Origin of the sequence: Streptosporangium sp. NPDC048047 (genome assembly GCF_040653115.1) — a bacterium.
Lineage (GTDB): Bacteria > Actinomycetota > Actinomycetes > Streptosporangiales > Streptosporangiaceae > Streptosporangium.
On the sequence record NZ_JBEZNH010000121.1, the window covers coordinates 1 to 4,140 of the forward strand.

Below are 4,140 nucleotides of genomic sequence, written 5' to 3' on the forward strand. Positions count from 1 at the left end.
CTCCTTGCCGAAGGCGCCGAGTGCGCGCCCGGCCAGGTCATCGCCCGCCTCCTCGACGAGGGGGAGACCACAGGGGAGCAGCCCGGAGACGCCGCCGGGGAGGCACGGCCGCCGGGGGCGGACCCTCTCCCGGACGCCCCCGGCCCGGACGCGGGCGCGGGCACCGGTACGCGGATCCACGCCGAGGCCGGCCCGGACACCCCCGGCCCGGACACCATCGTGATCACCGAGCCGGCACGCGCGCTGATGGACGAGCTCGGCATCTCCCCGGACCAGGTGAGAGGGCTGGGCAAGAAGGTGGTCAGGCGGGCGGACCTCGCCGGCCTGACCGGGCCGGGCCTGCTCCCGCTGTCGAAGCTGCAGCGGCGCGTCGCAGAGGTGGTCACCGCGTCGCACCGCGACATCCCGGCCGCCTTCACCGCCGTCAGGGTGGACGTGACCGACGCGCTGCCGGTCGCCCGCGAACTGACCAGACGGGGGCGGGTGCTGGTCGGCCTGCCCGAGCTGGTGGTCAAGGCGACCGGTGAGCTGCTCGACCGCTTCCCCCTCTTCTTCGCCACTCCGCTCCGCGCCGACGCCGCCCGCCGCGCCGTCACCGCCGACGTGGGCGTGACCGTCGACGTCGGCAAGGGGATGTACATCCCGGTGGTGCGGGACGCGGGACGCCGGCCCCCGGCCGAGATCGCCCGGGATCTGACACGGTTCCGCACGACCGCGATGAACGGCGGCTTCCGGGAGGACGACCTGCGCGACGGGAACATCACCCTGACCCTGCACACCGGCGACGCGGTGATCACCGCGGTGCCCATCGTCTTCCCCGGCCAGATCTGCGCGCTGTCACTGCCGGCGCCCCGCCCCGAGGTGGTGGAGAACGGCGAGGGAGGCTTCGTCACCCGCAGAGTCGTGTCCCTGGGTCTGGCCTACGACCACCGGTTCGTCAACGGGCGCGAGGCCGTCGAGTTCCTCGGGGCCATCCGCGCGACCCTGGAACGACCGGAGGGCTTCCTGCGTCCGTGACCCCCGGCGGCGCCCCGCTTTCCCGAAGCCTTCCCCTTCCTTGCCCCGGACCGGACCGGCCGTCGCGCACGGCGGCGTTAGCGTGAGGTCGTACGGGCCCCGTGACGGCGGGCCCGACGACGGAAGGCCGCAGATGACGGCAGCCGATTTCGACAGTCTCCGGGACCCGGCGGACGACGGCCGGTACCCGCCGATCGCCGACCACGGGCTGATCGGCGACCTGCGCACCGCCGCGCTCGTGGACACGCGCGGCACGATCGACTGGTACTGCTTCCCGCGTTTCGACGCGCCGAGCGTGTTCGCCGCCCTCCTCGACGCCGACCGGGGAGGGGCGTTCGAGCTGGCCGCCGACGTGCCCGCGAGGACCAGGCAGTTCTACTTCCCCGACACCAACGTGCTGATCACCCGGTTCATGGCCCCCGACGGGGTCGGGGAGATCCACGACTTCATGCCGGTCGCCGGCGACGCGCGCGAGATCGACCGCCACCGGCTGATCCGCCGGGTGAGATGCGTGCGCGGGACGCTGCCGTTCCGGGCCCGGATCGCCCCCCGGTTCGACTACGGCCGCCGGTCCCACACCGTGGACCTGCGCGAGGGCCGGGCCGTCTTCACCTCGCCGTCGCTCTCGCTCACCCTGACCTCCAGCGCGCCGCTGGAGACCGACGGCCGCGACGTGCTCTCGGCGTTCAAGCTGACCGAGGGCGAGTGCGCGGTCTTCGCCCTCGACCGGTACGGTGAGGGCGTCGAGACGCGGGCCTGTCCCCTCGCCGAGGCCGAGGAGGAGTTCACCGCCACGGTCGCCTACTGGCGGCGCTGGGTCTCCCGGTCACGCTACCGGGGCCGCTGGCGGGAGATGGTGCACCGCTCGGCGCTGACGCTGAAACTGCTCACCTACGCGCCGACCGGCGGGACCGTCGCCGCGGTGACCACCAGCCTGCCCGAGCGGATCGGCGGCGAACGCAACTGGGACTACCGCTACGTCTGGATGCGCGACTCGGCGTTCTGCATGTACGCGCTGATCAGACTCGGCTTCGACGAGGAGGCCGCGGCGTTCATGGGCTTCCTTTCCGAGCACGTCAGCTGCGGCTGCGACGGTGAGGCGGGCCCCCTGCAGATCATGTACGGCATCGACGGCCGCACCGACCTGCCCGAGATCGAACTGCCCCACCTCGCGGGCTACCGCGGCTCCGCGCCGGTCCGGGCCGGGAACGCCGCCGCGGGCCAGCTCCAGCTCGACATCTACGGCGCCCTCATCGACTCCGTCTACCTCTACGACAAGCTGTGCCGGCCGATCTCCAGCGACCAGTGGGAACAGGTCTGCACGCTGGTCGACTGGGTCTGCGTCAACTGGGACCAGCCCGACGAGGGCGTCTGGGAGACCCGCGGCGGACGCCGCGACTTCGTCTACTCGCGGCTGATGTGCTGGGTGGCGATCGAACGGGCCATGCGGATGGCCCGCCGCCGCGGCCTGCCCGCCGACACGCAGCGCTGGCAGCGCACCCGCGACGAGATCTACCGGCAGATCATGCGGCGCGGCTGGTCGGACCGGCTGGGCGCGTTCGTCCAGCACTTCGACGGCGACGTCCTCGACGCCGCCGTGCTGATGATGCCGCTGACCAAGTTCGTCGCCCCCACCGACCCCAGGTTCCTGTCCACCCTCGACGCGCTCCGCCGTACCCTCGTCGCCGACTCGCTGGTCTACCGCTACGACCCCGGCGAGAGCCCCGACGGCCTGAGCGGAGAGGAGGGCACGTTCTCGATCTGCTCGTTCTGGTACGTCGAGGCGCTCACCCGTGCCGGACGGCTCGACGAGGCCCGGCTCGCCTTCGAGAAGATGCTCACCTACGCCAACCACCTCGGCCTGTACGCCGAGGAGATCGCCATGACCGGCGAGCAGCTCGGCAACTTCCCGCAGGCGTTCACCCACCTCTCCCTGATCAGCGCCGCCGTCAACCTCGACCGCGCCCTCGGCTGACCGGCTTTCTTGTCATGCCATGACCACGACATTCACCACCCGGACGGCGACGTTCACGGTGTCGCCCTCCGGGCCGAGCTGAGCCAGGATCCAGCCGATCGTGTCGGACGCGACCGCGCAGATGTAGACCACCTCGCCGACGGCGTTGGCCGGCGCCGAGACCAGTCCTTCCGCCTGGAGCGGGTCACGCAGCGCCCGGCTCAGAGCCGTTTGAACGTTCTTCCGCTCCCGGGCATGCCCGTCAGCGGCCAGCCGGAAGACGAGTTCCCCGCCCGCGACCTCGTGGTGGCGCTCATGGTGCTCCACGACGTCGAAGGGGCCGGGCCGGTCGAAATGGAAACCCAGGACGTCCTGCAGATCGGCATGGAGCTCCTCCATCGTCGGACGACCGTAGACGAGCCCCGGCGCTTGCGGGGACGACGCGTACGGGCGAAAGCCGTCCGCCTCCAGCCTGACGATCAGATGAATGACATCATCTGTCACTACGCCACCTTACAGCTCGTTTCAAAATGAGCGGTGGCCGCGCATCTGTGGAGGTTGGAGGTGACTCCTCCGCTCCCTGAAGGGAGCGGCTTCTCGCTAAGCCGCTTGCGCAGCGTCGCGAAGGGCAAGCCCTGCCCGCAGGATGTTGACCGCCGCGTTGACGTCGGCGTGCGCGGTGAGCCCGCACGCCACGCACCGGAACGCGGCCTGATTGAGGCGGTTCTCCTTGGCCACGTGCCCGCAACGGGCACAGGTGCGGGAGGTGCCGGCGGGGTTCACCGCGATCAGTTCTCGACCGGCGCTTTCAGCCTTGTGCGACAGGATCGTCAGGAACACCCCCCACCCCGCGTCGAGAATCGAACGGTTGAGACCCGACTTCTGCGCCACGTTGGTGCCGGGCGCGTCGAGCGAGCCGGACGCCGAGCGGGTCATGTTCGCGATCCGCAGATCCTCATGCGCGATGACGTCGTAGCCGCGCACCAGCCGCAGGGCGGCCTTGTGTGCGCCGTCCAGCCGCTGACGACGCACCTTGGCGTGCAGGACGGCGACCCGCGCCACTGCTTTACGCCGCCGCGCGGAGCCGCGTTTCTTGCGGGCCAGGTCCCGCTGGGCGGCGGCCAGCCGCTCAGCGGACGCGGCCAGGTGACGCGGGTTGGTCAGGTGCT

General features: G+C 71.4%; 4 protein-coding genes. 2 read left to right on the top strand and 2 right to left on the bottom strand.

Features of this window, described 5'->3' with window-relative positions:
* Positions 1–1,017: 2-oxo acid dehydrogenase subunit E2 (locus AB0D67_RS38945; RefSeq protein ID WP_362947430.1), on the top strand; the 1,017-nt coding region annotated here is incomplete at its 5' end.
* A gap of 133 nt (positions 1,018–1,150) precedes the next feature.
* Positions 1,151–2,992 carry a glycoside hydrolase family 15 protein gene (locus AB0D67_RS38950; protein ID WP_362947433.1) on the top strand — a complete coding sequence of 614 codons (1,842 nt, stop codon included), beginning with the start codon at positions 1,151–1,153 and terminating at the stop codon, positions 2,990–2,992.
* Positions 2,993–3,004: 12 nt separating this feature from the next.
* Here AB0D67_RS38950 and AB0D67_RS38955 read toward each other — a convergent pair whose 3' ends face one another.
* Together AB0D67_RS38955 and AB0D67_RS38960 are read right to left on the bottom strand one after the other, a co-directional pair.
* On the bottom strand, positions 3,005–3,475 hold the full coding sequence (locus tag AB0D67_RS38955) for a hypothetical protein (protein ID WP_362947435.1): 471 nt from the start codon (positions 3,473–3,475) through the stop codon (positions 3,005–3,007).
* 96 nt (positions 3,476–3,571) lie between these two features.
* Positions 3,572–4,140: transposase (locus AB0D67_RS38960; protein ID WP_362947437.1), on the bottom strand; the 569-nt coding region annotated here is incomplete at its 5' end.

Bases quoted from the DNA above. Each gene is read 5' to 3' on its own strand.
- AB0D67_RS38950 (WP_362947433.1), top strand. From the start codon at position 1,151: ATGACGGCAGCCGATTTCGACAGTCTCCGGGACCCGGCGGACGACGGC.